This is a genomic window from Roseateles oligotrophus (genome assembly GCF_025717515.1).
Lineage (GTDB): Bacteria > Pseudomonadota > Gammaproteobacteria > Burkholderiales > Burkholderiaceae_C > Paucibacter_A > Paucibacter_A oligotrophus.
Map to the genome: position 1 here is coordinate 454684 of NZ_JAJIRN010000004.1, position 22545 is coordinate 477228.

20 protein-coding genes are annotated in these 22545 nt (G+C 63.2%); 6 read left to right on the forward strand and 14 right to left on the reverse strand.

Annotation, left to right across the window (positions count from 1 at the left end; all coding sequences use genetic code 11):
* Nucleotide 1: 1 nt before the first annotated feature.
* Nucleotides 2-1465 carry a peptide MFS transporter gene (locus LNV07_RS11105; RefSeq protein ID WP_263571219.1) on the reverse strand — a complete coding sequence of 488 codons (1464 nt, stop codon included), beginning with the start codon at nucleotides 1463-1465 and terminating at the stop codon, nucleotides 2-4.
* A gap of 242 nt (nucleotides 1466-1707) precedes the next feature.
* Here LNV07_RS11105 and LNV07_RS11110 point away from each other — a divergent pair, with 242 nt between their 5' ends.
* Genes LNV07_RS11110 through LNV07_RS11130 form a run of 5 tightly spaced genes read left to right on the forward strand, consistent with a single transcriptional unit; the run spans nucleotide 1708 to nucleotide 6955 of the window.
* Nucleotides 1708-3753, forward strand: coding sequence for a M13 family metallopeptidase (locus LNV07_RS11110; protein WP_263571220.1), 2046 nt, complete (start codon nucleotides 1708-1710; stop codon nucleotides 3751-3753).
* Between the two features lie 47 nt (nucleotides 3754-3800).
* On the forward strand, nucleotides 3801-4877 hold the full coding sequence (locus tag LNV07_RS11115; RefSeq protein ID WP_263571221.1) for a sensor histidine kinase: 1077 nt from the start codon (nucleotides 3801-3803) through the stop codon (nucleotides 4875-4877).
* Nucleotides 4874-5629: a LytR/AlgR family response regulator transcription factor gene (locus LNV07_RS11120; protein ID WP_263571222.1), complete on the forward strand. Its 756-nt coding sequence runs from the start codon at nucleotides 4874-4876 to the stop codon at nucleotides 5627-5629. Before LNV07_RS11115 ends, LNV07_RS11120 begins: the two co-directional genes overlap by 4 nt.
* A 22-nt stretch (nucleotides 5630-5651) precedes the next feature.
* Nucleotides 5652-6140 carry a DinB family protein gene (locus tag LNV07_RS11125; RefSeq protein WP_263571223.1) on the forward strand — a complete coding sequence of 163 codons (489 nt, stop codon included), beginning with the start codon at nucleotides 5652-5654 and terminating at the stop codon, nucleotides 6138-6140.
* Nucleotides 6137-6955 carry a CPBP family intramembrane glutamic endopeptidase gene (locus tag LNV07_RS11130; protein WP_263571224.1) on the forward strand — a complete coding sequence of 273 codons (819 nt, stop codon included), beginning with the start codon at nucleotides 6137-6139 and terminating at the stop codon, nucleotides 6953-6955. The genes LNV07_RS11125 and LNV07_RS11130 overlap by 4 nt, the downstream gene beginning before the upstream one ends.
* Before the next feature lie 73 nt (nucleotides 6956-7028).
* Here LNV07_RS11130 and LNV07_RS11135 read toward each other — a convergent pair whose 3' ends face one another.
* The 4 genes from LNV07_RS11135 to LNV07_RS11150 form a co-directional block, all read right to left on the reverse strand.
* Nucleotides 7029-8864 carry a DUF885 domain-containing protein gene (locus tag LNV07_RS11135; protein WP_263571225.1) on the reverse strand — a complete coding sequence of 612 codons (1836 nt, stop codon included), beginning with the start codon at nucleotides 8862-8864 and terminating at the stop codon, nucleotides 7029-7031.
* Between the two features lie 160 nt (nucleotides 8865-9024).
* Nucleotides 9025-10137, reverse strand: coding sequence for a serine hydrolase domain-containing protein (locus LNV07_RS11140; RefSeq protein ID WP_263571226.1), 1113 nt, complete (start codon nucleotides 10135-10137; stop codon nucleotides 9025-9027).
* Nucleotides 10138-10323: 186 nt separating this feature from the next.
* Complete coding sequence (locus LNV07_RS11145) at nucleotides 10324-11340, reverse strand: stealth family protein (protein WP_263571227.1); 1017 nt, start codon at nucleotides 11338-11340, stop codon at nucleotides 10324-10326.
* A gap of 54 nt (nucleotides 11341-11394) precedes the next feature.
* Nucleotides 11395-11973, reverse strand: coding sequence for a BPSL1445 family SYLF domain-containing lipoprotein (locus LNV07_RS11150; RefSeq protein ID WP_263571228.1), 579 nt, complete (start codon nucleotides 11971-11973; stop codon nucleotides 11395-11397).
* A 461-nt stretch (nucleotides 11974-12434) separates the two neighbouring features.
* Here LNV07_RS11150 and LNV07_RS11155 point away from each other — a divergent pair, with 461 nt between their 5' ends.
* On the forward strand, nucleotides 12435-13331 hold the full coding sequence (locus LNV07_RS11155) for a phospholipase A (RefSeq protein WP_263571229.1): 897 nt from the start codon (nucleotides 12435-12437) through the stop codon (nucleotides 13329-13331).
* Between the two features lie 24 nt (nucleotides 13332-13355).
* On the opposite strand, the gene LNV07_RS11160 is transcribed toward LNV07_RS11155, so the two are convergent.
* The 9 genes from LNV07_RS11160 to LNV07_RS11200 all read right to left on the reverse strand — a co-directional run bounded on the left by LNV07_RS11160 (nucleotide 13356) and on the right by LNV07_RS11200 (nucleotide 22541).
* On the reverse strand, nucleotides 13356-14396 hold the full coding sequence (locus LNV07_RS11160; protein WP_263571230.1) for a copper resistance protein NlpE N-terminal domain-containing protein: 1041 nt from the start codon (nucleotides 14394-14396) through the stop codon (nucleotides 13356-13358).
* 312 nt (nucleotides 14397-14708) lie between these two features.
* Nucleotides 14709-15887 (reverse strand): BMP family ABC transporter substrate-binding protein, encoded by a 1179-nt coding sequence (locus LNV07_RS11165; protein WP_263571279.1) that lies wholly within the window; start codon nucleotides 15885-15887, stop codon nucleotides 14709-14711.
* Between the two features lie 15 nt (nucleotides 15888-15902).
* The gene (locus tag LNV07_RS11170) at nucleotides 15903-16823 is read right to left on the reverse strand and encodes an ABC transporter permease (RefSeq protein ID WP_263571231.1); all 921 of its coding nucleotides are present in this window, start codon (nucleotides 16821-16823) and stop codon (nucleotides 15903-15905) included.
* Nucleotides 16824-16830: 7 nt separating this feature from the next.
* A complete protein-coding gene (locus tag LNV07_RS11175; protein WP_263571232.1) occupies nucleotides 16831-17898 on the reverse strand; it encodes an ABC transporter permease in 1068 nt (355 codons plus the stop codon).
* The gene (locus LNV07_RS11180; protein ID WP_263571233.1) at nucleotides 17885-19411 is read right to left on the reverse strand and encodes an ABC transporter ATP-binding protein; all 1527 of its coding nucleotides are present in this window, start codon (nucleotides 19409-19411) and stop codon (nucleotides 17885-17887) included. The genes LNV07_RS11175 and LNV07_RS11180 overlap by 14 nt, the downstream gene beginning before the upstream one ends.
* A gap of 85 nt (nucleotides 19412-19496) precedes the next feature.
* Nucleotides 19497-19796 carry a cupin domain-containing protein gene (locus LNV07_RS11185; RefSeq protein ID WP_263571234.1) on the reverse strand — a complete coding sequence of 100 codons (300 nt, stop codon included), beginning with the start codon at nucleotides 19794-19796 and terminating at the stop codon, nucleotides 19497-19499.
* A gap of 11 nt (nucleotides 19797-19807) precedes the next feature.
* Entirely contained in the window at nucleotides 19808-20197 is a 390-nt protein-coding gene (locus LNV07_RS11190; RefSeq protein ID WP_263571235.1) for a nuclear transport factor 2 family protein, read from the reverse strand.
* Entirely contained in the window at nucleotides 20194-21528 is a 1335-nt protein-coding gene (guaD, locus tag LNV07_RS11195) for a guanine deaminase (RefSeq protein WP_263571236.1), read from the reverse strand. Before guaD ends, LNV07_RS11190 begins: the two co-directional genes overlap by 4 nt.
* Nucleotides 21528-22541, reverse strand: a complete 1014-nt coding sequence (locus LNV07_RS11200; protein WP_263571237.1) for a LysR family transcriptional regulator — start codon at nucleotides 22539-22541, stop codon at nucleotides 21528-21530. The genes guaD and LNV07_RS11200 overlap by 1 nt, the downstream gene beginning before the upstream one ends.
* Nucleotides 22542-22545: the final 4 nt, after the last annotated feature.

Here is a 22545-nt window from a genome sequence, read left to right on the forward strand (position 1 = left end):
ATCAGGGTTTGGCCGGCTCGCCGATGAGCCGGCGCAGCGCCGGAATCAACAGCACCAGCACCCCCCCCACCGCCACGCTGCCCGCGCCCAGCTGCGTGAACAGCGCGCTATAGGCCGGGTTGCTGATCAAGGCGGTGCTGTCGGCCGGCTGCGCCACCATGCCGGAAAAGTCGGCCGCGAACAGCGAGGCCAGACCCGTCACCAGCATCCAGCTGCCCATCATCACGCCCTGGTACTGGCGCGGTGCCAGGCGGCCAATCATCGCGTAGCCAACCGGCGAGATCAGCAGCTCACCGACACTTTGTAAAACATAACTGGTAAATAGCCAGGAGAAGGCAACTTGACCCTGTCCGTCCGCCAGCGCGATGCCGAGCGGCAAGGCCAGGAAGCCCAGGCCCATCAGCACCAGCGAGGCGGCGAACTGCTGCGGAATATCGACCGGCCAGCCCCGCTCGCGCAGCCGCGCGAACCAGGCCGCCAGCAGCGGCCCGCCGATCACGATCACCAGCGTATTGATGTTTTGCACCCATTGCGGTGCGATCACAACACCGAACAACTCCAGGCGCACATTGCCGACCGCAAACAGCTGCAGGCCGCTTGGCGCCATCTGGTAGAGCGACCAGAACATCAACGAGCCCAGGGTCAGAATCAGATAGGCCCACATGCGCCGGCGCTCGGCCTCAAGCGGATGTTTGATGGTGATGAACACCAGCGCGGCTGCAACCAGCGCACAAATCCCCTTCAGCAAGGTGTCGGTGTCCTTGGGGTTTTGCAGCAGCAACCACAGCACCGGCACCAGGCCCAGCAAGATTGCCACACCGACAACAAAGCGCAGGCGGAACTGCGCCGTGCTGACCTGCATCAGCGGCGTATCCAGATCGGCCAAGGTCCTCCAAAAAATCGCCGAAAGCACAATCGCCAGCAAGCCGCCGACGGTGGCGAAGATGAACAGGCTGCTGTAGCTCTCGCTCAGCTGGTAATGCCCGGCCATCGTGAAGCCGATGAAAAAGCCGATATTCATGCCGGCGTAATTCCACAGAAACGCGCCCTCGCGCAAACTGTCCTCGGGCGCAAAGCGCTGGGTCAGCATCATGTTCAGGCAGGTCACATTGAGACCACTGCCGACCAGAAACAGCGCCAGCCCCCAGTAAAGCAAGGCGCTGGTGCCGCCGGCAATCGCGGCGCAGCCCAGCACCTGCAGCACCATGCCGCCGACAAAGAGGTTGCGGTTGCTCAAGAAACGCCCGCCCAGATAACCGCCGAACAAATGCAGGCCGTAATTGAAGGCGCCGAACACGCCCATCATCAGCGCCGCCTGCTCAGGCGGGAAGCGCAGGTGCTTGGTCATATAGAGCACCAGGCTGGAATACAGCACCGCATAGGCCAGCGTGGCGAACATCTGCACGAAGAAGAGCACAGCCGAGCCGGCAGGGATGCGGGCCAAGAAGCCAGGTTTGGATAACAAGATAAGTTCCGAAAAGTTAGGCGTTTGGCTTGGCCATTTTGTGGCCTTGCCGGCGCAATTCTCGCTGCCATTCAGGCAAGCGGATTCGCCCCACCCGATCGAAGGCTCAAACCTGGCACTCGGCGCCACTCATCCCCGCCCCTTGCCGCTCGGCACCTTTTTTACGCAAGCGCATCACTTGTCGAGACATTAGCGGCACCGGTCACCCTTCAGCCCTCTACCTTTTTGACAAGAAAGCCCTCATGAAACCCATGCACTTCCTCAAGCTCGGCAGCCTCGCCCTCTTGCTTCAATGCGCCGGCTACGCCACGCAGGTTCAGGCTGCGCAGGTCGCTCAAGTCCAGTCAGGCCTGAACCTGCCCGGCTTCGATCAAACCGTACGCGCTCAAGACGATCTCTATCGCCACAGCAGCGGCGCATGGCTGCGAGACACCGCCATCCCTGCCGACACGGCCGATATCACCGGCGTCGATATGCCGGCGGTGGTGGACCAGCGCATCCGCAACATCCTGCAAGAACTCGCAGCTAAGCCGCAGGCCAAGGGGAGCAGCGCCAAGAAGATCGGCGACTACTACGCCGCCTATCTCGACACCGCCGCCATCGACAAGGCGGGCCTCGCTCCCATCAAGCCGTTGCTGGCCGAGATTGCCGCGATCAAGACCCCGCAGCAACTGGCCGCCTGGGCCGGCCGCGCCCAAGGTCAAATCCAGACCCCGATCTGGCTCTGGGGTGGCTTTGCCGACTTCATGAACCCGGGCCTGAACCGCGTGATGGCCTGGCAAGGTGGTTTGGGCCTGCCTGACCGCGACTATTACCTCAAGCTTGACGACGCCCAGTTCGCCAAGGCGCGCACCGCCTATCTGACTTATCTGACCCAAATGGCCAAGCTCGCCGGGCTGCCAAAGCCGGCCGAGCTGGCCCAGCGCGTGCTGAGCCTGGAGACTCGCCTGGCCCAAGCGCACACCCCCTTGAGCGAGGCGCGCAACCCCGCCAAGATGTACAACCCTCTGTCGGCCGCAGAGCTGATGGGCAAAGCCCCCGGCTTCGACTGGCAGGCTTTCATGGCCGCCGCCAAGATCTCCAGCGAGGACAAGGTCACCGTCACCCAGCTGGACACGGCAATAGCCACCGCACGGCTCTTCGCCGAGCTGCCGCTGGCCGATTGGCAGGCCTACTTCACGCTGCGCAGCCTGGGCGCGGCCGCGCAGGTCTTGCCACAGGGTTTTCGGGCTGCGCATTTTGCTTTCCACGGCAAGGCCGTCACCGGCGCACAAGCCGACCGGCCGCGTGCCCAGCGCGCCTTGGAGCAAGTCAGCGAGGCCATGAACGAAGCCTTGGCCGAGCAATATGTAGCGCGCCACTTCCCGGCCGCACACAAGCAAAAGGTCGAAACCATCTACCAGAACGTGCTGGCCGCCTACCAGCGCCTGATGGCGGAAAACAGCTGGATGGAGCCCGCCACCAAGGCGGCCGCGCTGGACAAGCTGTCCAAGTACAAGGCCAAGATCGGCCACCCGGACCAGTGGCGCGACTACAGCGGCTTGGAGGTTCGCGCCGGCGACGCGTTCGGCAACCAGCAACGAGCCAAGCGATTCGACTGGGCGCACAAGGCAGCCGCGGCCGGCAAGCCTATGGACCGCAAGGCTTGGCCGATGTCGCCACTGGAGGTCAACGCCTTCTACGATCCGTCCGGCAACGAAATCAATTTGACGGCCGGTTTTCTGCAAGCCCCGCTGTTCGAGATGGAGGCCGATGACGCGGCCAACTATGGCGGCATCGGCATGCAGATCGGCCATGAGATCAGCCATGGTTTCGACAATATGGGCGCCCAATTCGATGGCGACGGCGTGATGAAACAGTGGTGGACCGAGGCCGACCGCAAGGCCTTCGAGGCGCTCGGCGCCAGACTGGTGGCGCAGTTCAACGCGCTTGAGGCGCTGCCGGGCAAGCACGTCAATGGCGAGCTGACCCTGCCGGAGAACATGGCCGATCTGATCGGCCTGCAAATCGCCTTCAAGGCCTACCAGGCCAGCCTGGGCGGCAAACCAGCTCCGGTGATTGACGGCTATACCGGTGAGCAGCGCTTCTTCTTGAGCTTCGCGCAAAGCTGGCGCGGCAAGCGCCGCGATGAGTTGACGCTGCAACTGTTGAGCTCGGACACGCATTCGCCGAGGGAATTCCGCGCCAATGCTCCGGCGCAGAATGTCGATGGCTTCCACGAAGCCTTCGGCACCCAAGCCGGCGACAAAATGTTCAAGCCCGCCGCCGAGCGTGTGCGTCTGTGGTGAGCCCGACAATCCGCTTGTCTCTTAGTTAATTTGAAACCAAACCCAAGATGAAGTTCTTCCCCCGCGAGCGGCAGTTCTGGCTCTATCACGGCGCGGCCATGGGCTTCATCGCTGCGGTGACGCTGCTCAGCATCCTCTTGTTCGGCCGGCTGGATGGACTCAACCTAGCCAACACCTTGGCCTGGATGCCCCCCTATACGCTGGCGGTGCTGGGCTTTCGCTGGCTCTATCTGCGGCGCGGCTGGGCAGCCTTGGTGATGGGGCGGCTGATCCCTATCGTCATCGGCTACAGCCTTCTGAGCGGGGTCGCCGTGATAGCGGTGGTGGCGGCCATGGTGATGCCGTTTTTCTGGGCGCAGATCAGCGGCGGGCGGGCGGATTTCAAGACTGGCGACTTCTTGCTGCGCAACATCCTCAGCAATGGTCTGCAGGCCCAGCTCTTCATCAGCGCCTGGGCTTTCGTCTACATCAGCGCGGCGGCAGCGCAGCGCGCCCGCGAGGGCGAGCTGCAGAACTTGCGCCTGCAGATGAGTTTGAAGGCCGCTCAACTGAGCAGTTTGACCAACCAGCTCAAGCCGCATTTCCTGTTCAACGCGCTGAACAATATCCGCTTCATGATTCATGAAGACGGGGGGCGTGCCGACGCGATGATCGTGGCCTTGTCCGAGCTGCTGCGCTATTCGCTGGAGAGCAGCCAGCAAAGCAAGACCCGACTGAGCCAGGAGTTAGCGATCATCGAGGCTTATGTCGCGATCATGCGCACCCAAATGGAGGACCGCTTGGATTTCAGGCACAGCGTGCCGCCCGCGCTGCTGGGCTGCTTGTTGCCGCCCATGGTCGTGCAACTGCTGGTCGAGAACGCGATCAAGCATGGCCTCGACCATTTGCCCCAGGGCGGCACGCTCAGCGTTGAAGCGATCGACGCCGGCGACAGCCTTTTGCTCAGAGTTGGCAATGACGCGCCGCTGAATGCCGCCACCTCGCCCCCAGGTCTGGGCCTGGGCCTGGCCAATATCGAGCGGCGCCTGCATCTGCTCTACGGCGAGCGCGCGGCGCTCACCGTCATGGCGACGGCCGGCCATTTCCAGGTCGAGCTCAGCCTGCCCAAGGAGTTCAGCCGATGAGAACAAGCAAACTAAGAGCCCTGGTGATCGAGGATTCGCGCCTGGCCCGCGAAGGCCTGGTGCGCATGCTGGGCGCCTTTACCGACCAGATCGAGGTCTTGGGCCAGGCCGACAACGCCGATAACGCGCGCATCCTGATCGAGCAGCTGCGGCCTGATCTGCTTTTTCTCGACATCCACATGCCCGGCGACAGCGGCTTCGAGCTACTCGAAAAGCTCGACTACACGCCGCGCATCGTGTTCACCACCGCCTTCTCCGAGCACGCGATCCGCTCCTTCGACTTCAACACGGTCGACTACCTGCTCAAGCCGATCAGCCCGCTGCGACTGGCGCAGGCGGTGGCCAAGCTGAGCAGCGAACCAGACGCCGAGCCCGCCCCTGCGCTGGAGGCCAAGCCGGCGCTGGACCTCAATAGCAAAATTTTCATCAAGGACGGTGACCATTGCCACTTGCTCGCGCTGCCCTCGATTCTCTACATTGAGAGCTGCAAAAACTATGTGCGGGTTTTTTTCACTCAGCCCGCGGGCGACACCAAGAATGCCTATGTTAAAAAGTCGCTGAACCAGATTGAGGACCGCTTGCCGGCGCAGCTGTTTTTTCGCGCCAGCCGGCAGCATCTGGTCAACCTGCAAGCCATCAAAGCGATCGCGGAGTCAATTCGCGAGGGCTTTGAGATCACCATGATCGACGGCAAGCGCCTGGAGGTCTCGCGCCGCAATGCGGCCGAACTGAAGGAGCTGCTGAGTTTTTGAACCCGCCAAGCCCTACAAAGCCATGTCCATCAAACCGCTGCTGCTCAAGCTGATCGCCTTCAAGACCTGGGCGAATGACGATCTATTCCCACTGGTGCTGGGCCTGAACAAAGACAGCCAGGCGCAAGAGCGGCATAACGCCACCCGCGTGCTGAACCATATCTATGTGGTCGACAAGATTTTTCACGGCAATCTGCAGCGCCAGGCGCATGGCTACAGCGGCCTGAACACGCCGGAAACCCCGGCGCTGGACGATTTGTTCAGAGCCCAGCAGGCGGCCGACCAGTGGCTGGACCGTTATGTGGACGGACTCAGCGACGCCGAACTGGCCGAAGCGGTGGACTTTACTTTCGTTGACAGCAAGTCCGGCCGCATGACGCGCGCCGAGATGCTGATGCACCTGATCACGCATGGCGGCTATCACCGCGGCGCGGTCGGGCGGATCTTGTTCCAGGCCGGCGTACAGCCGCCGCCCGAGACCTTGACGACATTCATGCACCGCGCGCCGTGAATAGACCGGCCGGGCTGTTGCTGCTGCCGCTGCTGTTTGGCGGCCTGGCCATAGGCGCCGGCCTGCTCGGCCGCCTGGTCATCGACCAAGGACAGGTGATCGGTCCGAATGGTTCGAGCGGCATGCTGTTGTGGATCCTGGCGCCGGCCTTGCTGGCCCTCATCTTCAAGCGCTTGGACCCCAGGACCCGCAAAAGTAGCTATTTCAGTTGGCGCGGACGAAGCCGCAGCGCTGCGGCGGTGGCCGTTGCCGCCGTCGCGGCCGTCGGGCTGGTGATCGCGCTTGGCCTAGCCATGGGAGGCCTGGTGCTGCAACCTAAGTCGCTGGCCTTGGCGCGGCTGATCCCGACCGCCCTCGGCATCGCCCTGTTTGCCTTTTTGGAAGAGTCGGGCTGGCGCGGCTATTTGATGCCCAGCCTGCTGGCTCGGGCGCACTATCCGCTTGTGCTGCTGCTGGGCGCCTTGATCTGGTTCTCCTGGCACCTGCCCTATCTCGATCTGCTGACCTCGGCCTATTCCAGCGAGTCGCTCTGGACGCTGGCACCGCGCCTGATGCTCGGCGTGCTGGCGATGCAGTGGCTCTATATGGAGCTGTTTCTGCGCTGGCCATCGATCTGGCCCGCCTTCGCGCTGCACGCGAGCATGAATATCAGCGCACAACTCGCCCTTGCCGGCGGCCTGGCGCTGTCCGGCCCGCAGGCCTGGCTGTTCTCACCGAGCGCGGACGGCGGGCTCATTATTGCCACCAGTGCCTGCCTTGGCGGCTGGCTGTACCAAGCGAGGACTTTGAGAACCGGCGCCTCCAAACCGATTTGAGAAGCAGTTAGCGACGGCTGCAGAGAGGAATTTTTCTGAGCCGCATTGCGCCACAAGTCACGCCCTCGCCCGCCTATTTTTGCGCCGCTATCCAGCGTTCAACCTTGGCCTCAAGCACAGGCAGCGGCATGCTGCCCTCGCCGATCACGGCAGCATGAAAGGCGGCCAAGCTGAACTTGGGCCCCAAGGCCTTGCTGGCTCGCTGGCGCAACGCCGCGATCTTCATGGCGCCGATTTTGTAGCCCAGCGCCTGGCCCGGACTGGCCATATAGCGTTCGATCGCGCTGGTCGCATCGGCCAGGTCGTAGCCCAATGTCAGCCGCAGGTATTGGATCGCCTGCTCGCGCGTCCAGCCCTGCGCATGCAGGCCGGTGTCCACCACCAGACGCGCGGCGCGCAGCAACTCCGAATTGAGATGGCCAAAATATTGCGCCGGCTCTTCATACAAGCCCATTTCCTGACCCAGCGTCTCGGCGTAAAGCGCCCAACCCTCCGAGTAGGCGTTATTGCCGCCAAACTTGCGAAACTCCGGCAACTCCAGCTCCTGCTGCAGGGCGATCTGAAAGTGATGGCCGGGCCGCCCCTCATGCATGAACAGGCTTGTCATCTGGGTGCTGTCATAACGGCCAGGGTCATTGACCACCGACCAGAACACGCCGGGCCGCTGGCCGTCGGCGCTAGGGCTGGTGTAATGGTCGGACGCCGTCGCCCGAGTCAACTCGGGCTCAGCCCGCACCTCCAGGCCGGCCTTGGGCATCAGGCTGAACAGGGCCGGCAATTTGCCGACAAGCAGGCCATCGAGCTTACGAAACGACTCGTTGATTTCATCCGCGCTTTTGAAGGGATGAAACTGATCTTGTGCCGCGACCCATTGCGGCAAATCGGCCGCCGGGCCGCTATAGCCCAGCTTTGGCGCCAGCGACTCGAACTGCTGCTGAATGCGCGCAACTTCGGCCAGGCCGATGGCGTGAATCTGCGCCGGGTCCAATCGACTGCCGGTGGCGCTGGCGACGGCGGCCCGGTACCATTTATCGCCATTCGGCAGCGCGCCAAAACCGGCGCTGCTGCGGCCTGCCGGCAGATATTCGTTTTGCAAGAACTGCGCCAAGCGGGCCAAGGCCGGGTTCAGATGCGCGTCGATTTCGCGCCGGTAGGCCGCACCGAGGCGGCGTCGCTCGGCCGCCGAAAAGCCCGCCGCAGGACCCGCTTCCAGGCGCTTGATCGGGCTGTAAAAAACACTCGCCTCGGCCTTGCTGCTGAGAATTTTTTGATGCTGAGGCAGGGCCGCGATCAACAAGGCCTTGGGCGGCACGATACCGGTCTTGATGCCCTCACGCATATTGACGATGGCCTGATCTATCCAGGGCGTCAGTTGCCTGAGCCGACTCAGATAGGCCCGGTATTGCTGGGGCGTCGCGATCGCTTGAGGCCCATCGCCGCTGGAATAATTCGCCAGCAGCACCGGCATGCTGCTTTCTTGATCGATCGGCAATAAATGAGTAGGGAACGACTCAAAGGACAGGGCCTCGGCCAGTTCGTGGTCGAGAATTTCGTAGCCGATGCGGTCGGCTCGCCCCAGCAACTCCGGCCTGATCCGGTGCAGTCGTTCAGCAAATTGGCGGTATCGCGCATATTGCTTGGCCTGCAGATGCGGCGCGATGCTGAGTCCCAACTGGTCGTCGAAACGGTTGTCGCCGGCCTCGGTCGCCCACAGCGGGTCGTGCCGGACCTTGGCCTGGTAATAGTCGGCAAAGAGTTGCTGCAAGCGCTTGGCCTCTTGCTTGCTAACGATTGACGTCGGCGGCACTGCCACAGCGCTGGCGCCAACTGCCGGCGCCAACGGCGTCAGGACCAGCAGTGAGATCAGCGCGATCGTTCCCAGCGCAGGCGCGCTATTTTTGTTCTTCATCGTTGTGCAAGCTAGGTCGGCAAAAAAGGGGCTGCGCGGGCGCTCAAGACAGGGAATTAGCGATCGCGGCGAGTATGGCGGCGCTGGAGCGACCGAACCATCCAGAATTCCCCTTGGCAAGTTCGGCCCATGCACCTTCGCAGCAGACTTTTGCCCTGACTCAGTCGGGCAGCAAACTCAACAGCACCTCTTGCACGGCCTTGTCCGCGCCCATATCGGGGCCAGCATTGGCGGCCACCAGCACGCCCCGGCCGGACTCGGGGAACAAGGCCACCAGCGCAAACCAGTTGCCGTCGGAGCCGCCATGCAGCAGCACCGGGCCTTTGCGGCCGGCCAGGCTGGCCTGCACGCCCCAGCCCACCGCGCCTGCGTCTGCCGCCAACGCACTCTGCATCAGGCGATAGGACGCGGGGCTCAACAATTTGCCTGCGCCCTGCCGGGCGGCGAGTTGATCCAGGCAGAAGCTGGCCCAGTCGCGCATGGGCATATTCATATTGCCGGCCGGCGCAAACATCAGCGGGTTGCTATCGGACGCCTTGCTGACGGGCTTGCCCTGGGTGTGACCCGAATTTTGCCCAGCCTGGGTCGGGCCGTATGCGACCTGTTTCATGCCCAAGGGTCCAAACACCTCACGCTGCATCAGCTCCTCATAGCTGCTGTGCGTGGCGCGTTCGGCGATGGCCGCCGCGATGATGAAGCCGGTGTTGCTATAGCTGACCTTGCTGGCCGGCGCCGCCACCGGCGCCTCCGACAAAGCGCGGCTGATATAGGCCAGGCGCTGCTCGGTCAATGGGCGGGCGTCGCTGTGGAAGGCATCGAAAAACTTTTCGTCGCTGAAGTTTTCCGGCAGGCCGGCCCGGTGCGACAGCAGTTCGACCAGCGTCACCTTGCGGTACTGCGGATTCATCTGCTCGCTCAAGTCGGGCAAGAGACTGTCCAGCGGCGCATCCCAGCTCAAGACCCCGCGGTCAACCAGCTTGGCCAGCAAGGCGGCCGTGATCGGCTTGCCATTGGAGCCGATCAGCCAGGCGCCATCGAGCTGCGCGAGCTCCTTGCCGTCGTTGCGCCGCAGGCCGGCCACCGCCTGCCGGGCGATCTTGCCATCACGCAACTCCATGGCGGCGATCGCCGGCGTCTGGCTGCCGGCCAGCGCCTTGCTCAAGCCGAGATTCAGATCGCCAGCGGCCTGGCTTTGCGCCTGCGCCAGCGGCGCGGCGACCCACATCAGCAATGCCGTGGCCGCCATGGCTGTGAGCGAACGGGACAAAAACATATGACTTCCTTTGATGACATGGCTTGGCAGGATTTGCAGCCTCTGCCCTCCTCTTTGCAGGACTTGTGCCAGCCGCGCGAAGCCTTGCCGCAGCAAGAAAATCAATCACTTAGCGTTAGCCTGGGCCTTGAAGAATTGTCCGCGGACAGCCCATGGACAATATGCGGACATAGATCGGACAAGCCATCAAACCGGCAAGGCCGTCCGCTCGAAGCTCGAAGGCGCAGTGAACATTTGCTGCAAGGCGGCGCGCACCCTGAGCAGGCGCGGGTCATCGGCGCTCGCGTCATCGGTGGTGTCATTGAGGCAGAAGAAATCCAGCTGGCCCTCCGACGCGACCAAGGCTTGCAGCGCTGCCTGCGCCTCAGCGTCTTCATGCGCCGCACCGGTGGCCAAGAACAAGTGGCTATAGCCGCGCAGCTTGGCGCGGCCCCGGCTGAGCGACCAGCGCATCACAAAATCCGACACGATGGTCGGCTTGTTCCAAACTCGGAACACCGTTGATCGCACCGAACCGAACAGCTCGGGTGCCAAACGCTCGAGTTCGAACATCACCGATCTCAACATCGGGCGCGGCGCATGGGCAAAGGTGCGGAAGGTCGGCGAATACTCCGCCACCGGCGGGCTCGCGCTGCTACGGAGCCAGTGATGCGAGAGCCGACAGGCGTTGTCCAGCGCGGTGGCATCTGCCCGCATCGGCTCATCGCTGACCAGCGCCTCGTCCGACCAGGCGGTATAGATGCCGTCGGCCCAGAACCAATCATCCAGACGGACCGGCGAGCCGAAAAACACATCGTCGTTCAAATACAGAAAGCGCTCCGACAAGCCCGGGATGCGGTGGACATAGGACTCGATATGGCCGGAATCAAAGGTCGGCAAAGCGTCGGCCGGCATCAATTCGCCATGGTCAATGACGGTGATCCGGTCCGACTCCTGCAACCAGGCCGGCCGCTGCCCATCGGTAAGCAGATAGACATGACCATGGGCGGGGAAGTAACGCTCCAGTGCGCGCAAGTTGTAGCGCAATTCATCGTTGTCGCGAAAACGCCCTTCGACATTGCCATAAACGGCCATTTCGTCGCGGCGGCCCACGCACAGGCGAGCGGCCGCCCGATGGCGCTTGCTTCGCCAGACGGGGTCGCTACCGTCTACCCACAAGTAAACGATATCGACCGACTCGGCGCTGCCAAGCGGACTCGGCACCTTGTTCGGTTTCAAACCGCAATGCCCAGGCGGGCCAAAAATTTGATCCGCCAATTAGTTGAAGGTCAGCGGCGTGATCCGACTTCCGCTCAGGCTCAGACTGCCCATCAAGCCGCCATTGGTCAAGACAAAACCAATGATGGGTTGTTGCGCGGTCTGGGTCGACACGCTGGCGCTGGCGCCGACCTTGAACATGGTGATCGAGCCATCGACGCCCGCTGTCCAGCCGCTGCTGGCCTCGAAGCTCTTCAAGGCCGCATCCGTCATGAACAGGATGAAAACGCCCTGCGACTGCGCACCGGCCAGGAATCCTACCGAGGCTTCGGTCATGCGGAAGTAGCCGCTGCTCTTACCGCCCTTGCGCATCGCGCCGGTGCCGCTGGCGCCACCGACGATAAAGCCGGCCGAGACGAAATTGGGGAACACCAGCACACCCTTGGCCGAGGCCACCAGTTCTCTTGCGCTGGCGTTTTCCTTGAACAGGCGGGCCAGCGAACTCTCGACCGCAGCGTCAATCTCATGGCGCTGGGCGGAGGGGCTACCCGATGCGCCACGCGTGGTGCTGCATGCGGTATTCAAGCCAGCGGCGGCCGCCAAAGACGCGCCGTAGAGGAGGAAGCTTCTCTTGTTCATGGGGTCAATCTTTCTACGGTTCGGGACTGCGACAGAGGAACACCGATTCCCATTGATTTGGGCTGCAAGCCCTTAACAAATACGATTTTCATCACGCCCCAGTGTACGCATATTGCGCTGCGAATAGATCGTTAGGGCCACGCAGCCAGGGCCTAGACGCCCGCCCGGCGGGCCTGTCGAGCGTCCGACTCTGGCGCCGATATTCCGCATGGCAAGGAAATTGAGTCATCTATGATCACGGCGAATTTTGCTGCGACAAAGACCCAAGCCGCTGCTCCGTCTCAACTTCCGGCCCTGCATAGCTCATGAACCAGCACAAGATACTATTTGCCGGCTTAGCTGCCCTCGCCCTTTCGCCGCAGATCGCAGCAGCACAATCCTGCAGCGAAATCAACGCAGACACCGAGCGCTTGGCTTGTTATGACCGCGCGGCCGGACGCCCTTCTGCCCCTGTTGCAGTCGTGGCCACAACGCTGCCGCCAAGCTCGGCGGCAGCCCCGGCGGCTTCGGCCAACTCGACACAGGGCAAATGGGTAGGCCAGACCTTCTCCGAGCGATTCCAAATCGACCCTGAAACCAAGGACGGGGTCTTCAAGGTCAAGGCGCATCAGCCGGTTTATCTTCTGCCACTCAGCTGGCGCCAACACATCAACCGCAACCCCAGCTCGCCCAACCCATTGAACACCGCTTACGGCGCGGGCGATAACAACAAGAATCTGGAGGCCAAGTTTCAACTCAGCCTGAAGACCAAAATATGGCAAGACATCCTGGGCAGCCCGATCGATCTGTGGGCCGCTTACACGCAGCAGAGTTATTGGCAAATCTATAACGCCCAAGAGTCGCGCCCCTTTCGCGAGACCAATTACCAGCCCGAGGCCTTCCTGACGGTGCCGCTCAGGCTGGGCCCGGACTGGCTGCAAATGCGCATGCTCAATCTCGGCCTGTCCCATCAATCGAACGGGCAATCCGACCCGCTGTCGCGCTCCTGGAACCGGGTCTACGCGACCTTGGGCCTCACCTCGGGCAATCTCAGTTTGTTTGTCAAACCATGGTGGCGCGTCAGCGAGAACGTCGCCATCGACAACAACCCCGATATCAACGACTATGCCGGCCGCATCGAACTGCAGGCGGTCTATAGCTTCGGCCAGCATGTGCTGTCGGCCACCCTGCAGAACAATCTGAAGTTCAACTCCAGCACGCCGAATCGCAGCAATGCGCAGATCGAATGGGCCGTCCCCTTGATCGGTGATCTACACGGTTATGTGCGCGGTTTTGCCGGCTTTGGCGACTCGCTGCAGAACTACAACTTCCGCAACAGCGGCATTGGTCTGGGGGTTTCCTTGGTGCAGTGGCGCTGACCTTGGTTTTCAGGCGCCACCCAGTCAAGGCTTCACGGCCTCCGACTCGATCACCATGTCGAGCACGTAAAGGTAGGGGACAACTCCACCATGCGCCGCACGGTCGAAGCGTTTCAGACGCAACACATTGCGCACGCCTGGCCTGTGGGTGTAGCCCTCAATCGGCTCCGCAAAAGGCAGCCAAGCACCGGGCGCGCCGACCGCCAGACCTTGCACATCAAAGCGGCGCTCGCGCACCTGCAGGCATTCGGCATTGGCACCTTCTGCGTTTTTGCATTCCACCCTGGTCGCGTCGACCTCGATGAAGACCCTTGTCGGTTGACCGTAACGCGCCTCGGGCGTCATTTTCCCGGTAAAGAACAGCGTCGCATTGGTCGCGCTGCTCAGGCGCAGCGTGCTTGCGTTGCCGGCCAGAAGTTCGATTTTCAGCGCCCCGGCAAGCAGCTCCGCCACGACCGCATCAAGCTGCATCACGGCCGGTTCGCAAGCCATCATCGTCGAGGCCATCCGGCTAAAACCGAGCATGCCCTCGGCATCGACCCGGTAGCCACCCATCATGCGATTGCAAGTGCCCTCGATATTGAAGCGGCCGGCGCTGAAATTGAAATGGATTTCGCGTGGGCTTGCGGCCGGCAAGCCGGCAATCGGTTGACCCTTGGCGTCACTGGCCCAGACCAGCGTCCAGCGATGGGATTCGAGCTTGCCCGGCAGCTCCCCGACAGCCAGCGGAGTCAGGCGCGTCAATTGCTGCCGAGCGTCCTGCGGCCAGGTCGGCGCGGTACCCTTGTCCAGCCAGGCAAGCCGACCTTCAGCGACCAGAAATTCGCGCCCGCTGCCCTGCTCATCAAGCGTGATCGCATTGCCATTGGCCGCCCAGGTGAAACGGCCGCGCGAAACCTTGGGCGCCTTGTCGCGCTCCAGGTACTGAAGCAAAAGCTCGAAGCTTTCATCCCGGTTCAGCCGCAGGCTTGTCTGCACCCCGGGACAATTGGCGCAAGGCAAGGTGCCCGCGTAAGTACCGGCCCAATCGAGCGCATTGCGACTGCTGTGGGCGGGGTCAGCCATCGCGGCCCCGCTCGGTGTTTGAGCGCCAGCACCCGTATTGATCGGCGCACAAGCGGTCATCGCAGCAAACGCGATTGTGCTCAGGGTCAGTATTGGCCAAGAAAATATTCTTCTCATCATCAGACACTCCAAAAGGCATGAAGCCGGGCGCACGCAGCGGGCGGATCGGCGAAAAAGAGAGCTGCGCAGGCCCAAGCAAAGCCCGCGCCACGATTCACCTACGCCGAAAGCATGGTGATGGCGAGAGCCCCGGCACTGTTGGCGCAGCGGCCGCTGCTGGCGGCCCGGTCAGGCCGGTCCGCTCTTTCGCGCTTACTTGCCGCCCGGCAACTTGCTGTCCACGCCCTTGACGTAGAAGTTGACGCCGGACAGGAATTTGTCGTCGGCTTGCTCGCCTTTCTTCAAGACCTCTTTGCCGTCTTGGCCGACGATCGGTCCCTTCCAGATCGCGAAGCTGCCGTCCTTCAGGCCGGCCTTGATCTTGTCGACCTGCGCGCGGGTTTCGGCCGGCACGGCTTCGGCAATCGAGACCAGATCAATCGAGCCTTCCTTGACGCCCCACCATGAATGCTTGCCCGGCCCGGCCGCCCATTTGCCGTCCAGCGCTTCGCGTACCGAGGCGATGTAGTAAGGCGCCCAATTGATCACCGCCGAACCAAGGTGAGCCTTGGGGCCGTAGGCAGTCATGTCGGAGTCCCAGCCGAAGGCGTATTTGCCGTTCTTCTCGGCGGTCTGCAGCACCGCGCTGGAATCGGTGTTCTGCATCAGGACATCGGCGCCGCCGTTGATCAAGGTCTGCGCGGCCTCGGTCTCTTGCGGCGGGTCAAACCATTTATTCACCCACACCACCTTGACCACCGTCTTGGGGTTGACGCTCTGCGCGCCCAAGGTGAAGCTGTTGATATTGCGGATCACCTCGGGGATGGGGATGGAGCCGACCACGCCCAGCGTGCCGGTCTTGCTCATCTTGCCGGCGATGACGCCGGCCATATAAGCACCCTCGTAGGTGCGCGAGTCATAACTGCGCAAATTGGCGGCCTGCTTGTAGCCGGTCGCATGTTCGAACTTGACGTCCGGGCTATCGGCCGCCACTTTGAGCATCGGCTCCATATAGCCGAAGGTGGTGCCGAAGATCAGCTTGTTGCCCTGGCCCGCCATATCGCGGAAGACCCGCTCGGCATCGGCCGCCTCGGGCACTTTTTCCACGAAGCTGGTCTGCACCTTGTCACCGAATTCCTTCTCGACCGCCTTGCGCGCGTTGTCATGCGCAAAGGTCCAGCCGCCGTCGCCGACCGGGCCGACATAGGCGAAAGCGATCTTCAAGGGTTCGGCCTTGGCCACGGCGGAGGCCGGCGCGGAAGCCGGAGCACTGGCAGCCGGTGCGGCGGCCTCTTCGGTCTTCTTGCCGCAAGCCGTCAGCGCGGCGGCAGCAGCAATCAAAGTCAGCGAACTCAAATTCAACAACAAGGCTCGCTTGCTCATCTTTTTCATCATCGTCTTCTCCAATCAAGAACCAGGGAAAAATGGTTTGCCCAAGGAGGCCGGCATATTGGCCCGTATGAATCCGGCGTTACTGGAAATCAGCACCAGCACCACAATCGTCGACAAGTACGGCAGCATACTGAGAAATTGGCTGGCCACCTCGACGCCTTGGCCCTGCAGATAGAACTGCAACATGGTGACGAAACCGAACAGATAGGCGCCCAGCAGAATGCGCGCCGGCCGCCAGGTGGCAAAGGTGGTCAGCGCCAGCGCAATCCAGCCCTTGCCGGCGATCATGCCTTCGACCCACAGCGGCGTGTAAACGGTGGACACATAGGCGCCGGCCAGGCCGCACAAGCTGCCGCCGGCCATCACTGCACCTAAGCGTATCCAGCGCACCGGGTAACCCAGCGCATGAGCGGACTCCGGCGACTCGCCGACCGCGCGCAAGACCAGGCCGGCGCGCGAGCGGTACAAAAACCAGGCCAAGGCGGCGGTCAAGGCCATCGCGCCGTAAACCAGCGGATGCTGCTTGAACAGCGCCGGGCCGACAAAGGGAATGTCGGCCAAGAGCGGAATCTCGACATGGCTGCGGGGGGCCAATTTTTCGGACGTGTAGCGGAGGCCGACAAAGGCCGAGAAGCCGCTGCCGAACAGGCTCAAGGCCAGGCCGGCCGCATATTGATTGGTGTTCAGCCAGATCACCAGCAAGCCGAACAGCCCCGCCAGCAGCGCGCCCGCGCCCATGCCGGCGGCAAAGGCCAAGCCTTCGCTGCCGGTATGCACGGCGGTGGCGAAGCCCGCGATCGCGGCGACCAGCATCAGGCCCTCGGCGCCGAGGTTGACGATGCCGGCCCGCTCGTTGATCAGCAGGCCCAAGGCGGCCAGCGCCAGCAAGGTGCCGGCGTTCAGCGAGGCGGCGATCAGGAGTGCGATAGCGTCCATGCGGGTTTCAGGCGCGAGCCGACACCGTGCGGCGCAAGCGATAGTTGATCAAGGTGTCGCAGGCCAAGAGCGAGAACAAGAGCAGACCCTGGAACACGCCGGTGATGGACTTGGGCAGGCCCAGGCGCGTCTGCGCCAGCTCGCCGCCGATATAGAACATGCTCATCAGAATGGCCGAAAAGACGATGCCGACCGGATGCAGGCGCCCGACAAAGGCGACGATGATGGCTGCAAACCCATAGCCGGCCGGCACATAAGGCGTCAGTTGCCCCAGCGGCCCGGCCACTTCCAGCGCGCCCGCCAGACCGGCCATGGCACCCGACAACAGCAGCGCCGTCCACAGCGCCCGCGTCGAAGAAAAACCGGCATAACGCGCCGCCGCAGGGGCCAGGCCGCCGACCTGCAGGGCGAAGCCGGCATAGGAGCGGAACAGCAAGACCCAAAAACCCAGCACGGCGCCGGCCGCCATCAGCACGCCGATGTTCAGGCGAGAACCGTCGAACAGGCGCGGGATTTTGGTGACGGCCAAAAAACTGACGCTCTGCGGAAAGTTGAAACCCTGCGGATCTTTCCAGGGCCCATAGACCAGATAGCTCAAGAGCAGATCGGCCACATAGACCAGCATCAGGCTGACCAGAATCTCGTTGGCATTGAAGCGCGCCCGCAGCAAGGCGGTGATGGCCGCCCAGGCCATGCCGCCCAGCATGCCGGCGGCCAGAATCCACAGCACGATGATGCGGCCGGTGTTGGCGTCGGCCTGCATCGCCACGAAACCACCGGCCAGCGCGCCGATGATGAACTGACCCTCGGCGCCGATATTCCAGACATTGGCGCGAAAGCAAACCGCCAAACCGAGCGCAATCAAGACCAGCGGCGTCGCCTTCAGGCCCAGCTCGCTCCAGGCATTGACCGAGCGAATCGGCTCCCAGAAAAACATCTGCAGGCCGCGCGATGGGTCTTTGCCCAAGGAGACAAACAGGATGACGCCCAGCACAACGGTGATCAGCAGCGCCAGCAGCGGCGAGGCCAAGGCCATCAGCTTGGATGGCTGCGGGCGCGGCTCAAGCCGGAGCATGGTGGGAGCCTTCCTTTGAATTCCACAAACCGCTCATCCATTCCCCGATCAGCGTGCGGCTCGCCTCGGCGACCGGCAAGGCCGGCGACAAGCGGCCCTGCGCCATCACGACCAGGCGGTCACTGATTTCAAACAATTCGTCCAACTCCTCGCTCAGCACCAAGACGGCGCAGCCGGCGTCGCGCAGCTTCAACAACTCGGCGCGGATCTGCGCGGCCGCGCCGACATCCACGCCCCAGGTCGGCTGGGCAATGATCAAGACCTTGGGCGCGGCGTCGATCTCGCGGCCGACGATGAATTTCTGCAAGTTGCCGCCCGACAGGCTGCGCGCCGCCGCCCCGGCACCACCGGCGCGGACCGAAAAGCGCGCGATCAGATGCTCGGCCAAACGCTGTACCTGCGCGGTGCGCAACCAGCCCCAGGCCGTCACACTGTCGGTACGAGTCAACAAGGTGTTTTGCGCCAAGGACAAGCTGGGCACAGCGCCCCGGCCGAGCCGCTCCTCGGGCACAAAGTGCAGGCCCAGGCGGCGCCTTTTGCGCGGGCTGCTGCGAGCGATGTCCTGGCCGAACAATTGCACGGAACCGGGCTGGCCGCGCGGGTCTTCGCCCGACAGCGCGGCCATCAACTCCTGCTGACCATTGCCCGAGACGCCCGCCACGCCGACGATCTCGCCGGCATGCAGGTTCAATTCGATATCGACCAAGGTGCTGCCAAAAGGCTCGGCCTTGGCCAGGCTGAGTCGGCGCAGGCTCAAGGCCAGGGCGCCCGCCTTGCTCGGCTGGCGTTGCAGCTGCGGCGGCTCGGCGCCAATCATCAAGCGCGACAGCTCGCTATTGCTCTGCGTGCGCGGGTCGACCTCGCCCGTCACCCGGCCGGCGCGCAGCACCGTGCAATGGTCGCAGAGCGCGCGAATCTCATCGAGCTTGTGGCTGATGTACAAGATGCTGCAGCCCTGCGCGGCCAGTTGGCGCAGCGTGACGAAGAGCTTGTCGACGGCACGCGGCGTCAGCACCGAGGTCGGCTCGTCGAGGATCAGCAATTTGGGCTCGGTCAGCAGCGCACGGACGATCTCGACCCGCTGGCGCTCGCCGACCGACAGGCTGTGCACCGGGCGCTGCGGGTCTATGTCAAGCCCATAACTCTGCGCCACGGCGGAGATGCGCTCGGTCAATTCGGCAAGACCGGTGCCCTTATCCAAGCCCAGCCAGATGTTCTCGGCCGCACTCAACGTGTCGAACAGCGAAAAATGCTGATAGACCATGCTGATGCCCAAAGCGCGTGCCTGCGCCGGGCTCTTCAGCGCAACCGGCTGGCCGTTCCATTGCACCTGGCCGGCGTCGGGCTGCACCGCGCCGTAGATGATCTTCATCAGCGTCGATTTGCCGGCGCCGTTTTCGCCCAAGACCGCATGGATCTGCCCCGGCGCCACCGTCAATGACACCCCGTCGTTCGCTTTGACGGCAGGGTATTGCTTGCTGATGCCGGTGAGTTGCAGGCGGGCTGGGCTCATGAAGGGGCTGTGGTTTGTTGCTCAGATCATAGGGGGATGTTGGGGGGATTTCCTGGGGGTTAAGCCGTAGAAATTAATGGTCGATTTAACAATCGATGATGATCAAGGTGCCATGACTGCCCGGAGCCACGGCATGCGGCTGGCCCGCAGGTACGAGGTAGACCGAACCGGCCGGCACCGCGACGACCTGGTCGGCAAAGGACAGATTCATCTGGCCGTCCAGCACCAGCAGCGCCTCATCGAAGTCATGGGTTTCGTCCGGGTAGGCACTACCGTCCATGCGCAAGACCTTGAAGTTAGCACCAGCACCAACCCGGCCAAGAATCTGCGAGCGCCAAGCCTGCGGCAAGGCCGCAGCAGCAGCGGCAAGATCAATCATCGACATTTCAACTTCCCTTACTTCTCGTTTGTGCCGGCGTTTGCCAAGCTATCCTGGCTGAATATATTGACCCAATTTCCACCCTCTTGGCGGCGCCACAAGGACGAGACATACATTGCCTTGGCTTGAGCGTCAGCGACTCGCTGGAACACCGCCTTGTACGACAGCATCACCAGGTCGGGCGCCAGCTCCATGATCCGCGCTTCGCTGAGCACATAGCTCGGGGCAAAGCCGGGCGCCTGCTCGAAGGGGGTCAAATTTTCAGCCAAGCTGGCAAAGCCACTCGGGTAGACGCCCAGAAACTCCGGCGCCAGCAGCGCCTTGTAGGCCTTCACATCACCGAGGGTCAGGGCTTGCCAGACGCAGGTTTCCAGGGCGATGAAGAAGGCGATTCTTTCGGTGCTCATCGGCTGTTGCTCCTGGAAAACTTCTGCACCCCGGCCACATAAGCGCTGTGCAGATTGCGATCATCCGACAGGCCCATCCAAGCGAACACCCGCTCATGCAGGCCGCGCGCCACTTCGTCGCGAGCCTTGGCCACCGGGCCGATGGCCCAGTCCCAGACGCAGACATCGGCCAGCGTGCCGGCGCCGAAATGGCCAAGCTCGTCGGCCAGCCCCAGCGCTTCGGCCGCCCCGCGCGTGGCCGCATAGAGGCCCGACCAGGCGCTCAGGCGCTGGCCCGCCAAGGCTTGCACCTTGTAGCCATCGAGCAGATTGCGCTGCATCGACAAGCTGGTGCCGCCGCCGACATCGCTGGCCACGCTGACCGCCACGCCGGCTTCTTTGGCCGCAACCCAGTCGAACAGACCGCTGCCGAGAAACAGATTCGACGAGGGGCTGAAAGCAATTTGCGCGCCGCTATCTGCCAGCACCGCGCGGTCGGCATCGTCCAACCAAACGCCATGCGCCAGCACGGCGCGCGGATGCAAGAGGCCCTCTCTGGCATAGACATCCAGATAGCTGCGCGCGTCCGGGAACAGTTCGCTCACCCAGGCCACCTCGGCGCGGTTCTCGGCCACATGGGTTTGCATATACAGCGAGAGGTCGGCGCGGCACAGCGCACCGGCCATAGCCAACTGGGCCGGCGTGCTGGTCGGCGCAAAGCGCGGCGTGACCGCATAACTCAAACGGCCCCGGCCATGCCAGCGCGAGATCAGGTCGACACAGTCGCGCTCCGATTGCGCCAGATCCGCGTCCAACAGCGCCGCCGGCGCGTTACGGTCCATCATCACCTTGCCAGTGATCAGGCGCATGCCGCGTGACTGCGCCGCCTCGAACAGCGCGTCGGCTGAGACCTTGTGCACAGTTGCGAAGACGACCGCCGCCGTCGTGCCATGGGCGAGGAGCGCATCCAGAAAGCGCTCGGCGCCCAGGCGCGCGACGGCCGGGTCGGCATAGCGGCATTCGGCCGGAAAGGTGTAAGTGTTGAGCCAGTCCAGCAGCTCGGCGCCATAGGAGGCGATCACATCGAGCTGGGGGCAATGCACATGGGTGTCGATGAAGCCGGGCAGGATCAGCCGGCCGCTGTGGTCGATTTGCTGCCAGCTCGCATCGGGCGCCTCGGCCTGGGTTCCCAGGATGCGGCCGTTTTCTATCAAGAGCCAATGGTCGGGCTGAAAACGCAGGGCGCTGCCGGGATCGAGCTGCCCCCAGGCAGGTGCGGCCCTGAAGTCGAGCAGGTCGCCGCGCAGCGCCAGTCGCTGAGCGTTATGGGAAACGGGTTTCAATGAAGTCATCAGCGAGAGATTTTGGCAGGCCCGTTGGGGTGCGAGGCCTGAGAGAGCGAAAGCGCCACCTCACGCACCTGCTCACGCAGCCAGCGCATGGCGGGCGAGTGGTGCGTGACCTGGTGCCAGAGTTGGTAGTAATTCATCGCCGGAAAGGCGACCGGGCAAGGCAGCACCGTGACCGGCAGGCCCTTCAAATAGCGCGAACAAAACAGCCGCCCGGTCGTCAGCACCAGCAAGCTGCGCGCCACCATCTGCGGCAATTGGCCGAAATGCGCACTGCGCACCGCCAGCCGGCGACTCAGGCCCAGGCTGGCCAGATGCTGGTCAATGAAGCCGGGCTGGCCGGCCGCCAGCGGCATCGGGGCCAGGTGTTGACAGTCCAGATAGCGCTCGACCGACCAAGCCGCGGGGTCGCGCTGCCAGGCCTTGGCCGCCGGGTGCTTGTTGCTAAGCAGGCAGACCACCTCGTCGCTGAGCAAGGCGCCGAGGTGCAACTCATCGGGTGGCTGCAGCCAGTTGCCAATCACCAGCTCCAGCTCACCGGCGCCGAGGCTGCGGCGGTAATCGAACTGCGCGGACAAGGGCTGCAGATCGAGTTGCAGGCCAGGTGCCGCCTGCTGCAGGCGGCCAACCAGCTCGGGCAGGAACAAGGGGTCGAGGTAGTCGCTGACGGCGATGCGCACCTGCATCTCGGCGCTTGCCGGCTCGAAGCCCTCGGCGCCGAGGCAATTGCGGCTGCCTCGGCTATGGCGCCCGAACAAGCCCTCGGCCTCGCTCAGCAGGCGGCCGGCCGGCTCCAGCAAGCCCAGGGCGACGGTGGTCGGCGTCATGCCGGCGCCGCTGCGCACCAGCAAGGCGTCGCCGGTCAACGCACGCAGGCGCCGCAGCTGCGCACTGACGGCGGGCTGCGTGCTGTTCAGGCGCATGGCGGCCTTTGAGACGCTGCGTTCGCTAATCACTGTGTGCAAGACCCGTACGAGTTGGAGCTCGATCTTGTCGAAATCGGAACGCCTATTCATATTC